Genomic DNA, 2,184 nt, shown 5'->3' with positions numbered 1-2,184 from the left:
ATGTTGTTGTATCCGGCTTGTACAGGAATTATTACTTGTACTGCTATCATAATATTTGATTGACCAACTGATGCGGGCTGGAGAAGAATCAAATGGACTAGCCAGAGCCCATCCGGAAAGCCTTTCAAATCTGAACATATTCCAATTGAATGCTTGAAAACAGGGTGATTTCAAGACAGCATCACATCAATCGAGGATGATTCCTCGGATTTCACAGCTTGTTGTATAATTCTCAAAAAATTAGTACAAGCTCTCCTCAGAGTTATGTAATTCAACTCCCTGCTGAGCAAAAAGCGTCTTTGCTTAGGACGCTTGAAATTGTTTTGCCTTTTCTCTCCTCTCTTTATTGCGTATTTTCTTCTCCACAATACCCATTTGCCTGAAATTGTACACAATAACCTTCTGAAGCAGTTCAATTTCAACGGCCTCAATGCCGCGACGACGTAACCGTCCAAAGCCCAGAATATCCTTCAATACAAACATCAGGGACTCTACTGCTGAACGCATTCTGCGGGCATTCTTGAATATCTCACTATCCCAGTCCTCTTTTGAAGTATGTCTTTTCCCTTTTGAGCCGCTAATGCTGACCCAATCAACACCATCAATTACTTTTACTCCATCTACTCCTTTGGTAGACCAATAGCCGTCATCACCACTTACGCCCGAGGGAACAACTCCGGTATTCTTAATACTGTCTTCTACAAGAGGTAATAGCTTCGGAGCATCAGCAGCATTGCCCTTCGGAACAATGAGAGCAGTAACAAAGCCATTCTCACTTCTACCAAGCTGTGGCCGATAGCCCACTACTGTTTCTCGATCTCCCTTTGTGATGAAGGCTGCCGCACTGTCACTGAGACTGATAACCTTGATTCCATTCTCTATCTTTTTACCTTCAATGATGCGTTCCCTGGAATAGGCCATAATCACCTTGGAATCTGATATATAGCCTTCAATACGAGTCCATAACGTATTAAGCTGTTGAACTTTGCTCGGTGCCAGATTCACAGATTCTTTTTGTATTCTGCGTTTGGTTATTTCTCTGCTCATATGCGTACTGGCTTTCTCAACCACGGCATACAGTTCAAGGTAGAGTTTTTTGCGTTTCTCTTTCGAGCCCTTACCGGAAGTTGTATTGATTTGAAAGTTAAGACTATCAATCTTAGACAACCAGGTTCTCATGAACCACGGTAAAAAATTAGGAATCCCAAATTTTTCATGAAGTTGCTGGCTGAGATGATAACCTCTGTAAAAAACATCCTTGAGTAAACCTGAATCTGTAGGCCACTGGCAATTAGCCCACACAGCCGTGCTGTCAACCGTAAGATGCTTAAAATCATCAAGCGCTTTGTCCAGCACCAGTCTGAGCTGCTGCTGTAAAATATATTTAATGGTTGCCTTTGAGATTTTCCTGACATTCTCATGACGTGTTGATCTGGCCGGAGGAGTACGATAATTGTACAAGTCAAAAAAGAACTGAAGTGTCATGGAATCTTTGATCCTTTCTGTAGCCTGCTTATCTGTAAGTGAGTGAAAGGTTTGTTCCAGAATAATGAACATGTATACAACTTCCGGAGTCATTCGCGGAGAGCCTACAGCAAGCCTGATTTTCGCTTGAGACTTGCCGGGTAGTGCATTGAGATCCAGTGGAAGAGTTTGTTTCCTTGCCCAGGCGGCATCCGCCAAACGTTTTTTCTTCTTCTCCAGGGCATAAGCATCCAAGTCATGTAGTATTTTCTGCCTGATTTCTGGACATTTGTCATAAAGCTCGAAGGCTCTTGTGAGGATTTCACTGAGTTCAGTGTTGACTCTAATTTGGGGAAACAGGGAGTAGCTCTTGCCTTCTTGAGGTAAATGAGTATAATCCATTAGTGCCGTCTTTCTGTTAGGGATTGCTTTGGTGAGCTAACTCCTTAATATATACTGAAATACGGCACTCTTGTCAAGTGTTTGTAATTGAAATAAACTGGTAAATATTCTGAATATTGTGCTGGTATGAATATGACTTGTCTTAAGTGAGCGAAATGAAAGAAACTATTTTATTTTAGTTTATGAGTTGGTATGGGCTTTTCGGACAGGCTCTAGCTATTGGATTACTCATTGTTCTTGAATTATTCTTCAAGTTTATACTGCCTGCTGCCGACTGGCCTCGAGGTGTCATTCTTGACTCCAACATAAGAAGATTTG

Annotated in this window: 1 protein-coding gene; it reads right to left on the bottom strand. The window is 41.8% G+C overall.

Annotation, left to right across the window (positions count from 1 at the left end):
* Window positions 1–303: 303 nt before the first annotated feature.
* Entirely contained in the window at window positions 304–1,866 is a 1,563-nt protein-coding gene (locus U9Q77_11115; protein MEA3287906.1) for a transposase, read from the bottom strand.
* Between the last annotated feature and the right edge of the window lie 318 nt (window positions 1,867–2,184).

The organism is Candidatus Neomarinimicrobiota bacterium (genome assembly GCA_034716895.1).
Lineage (GTDB): Bacteria > Fidelibacterota > UBA8477 > UBA8477 > JABMPR01 > JABMPR01.
This window is presented reverse-complemented; position numbering and strand designations above follow the sequence as displayed.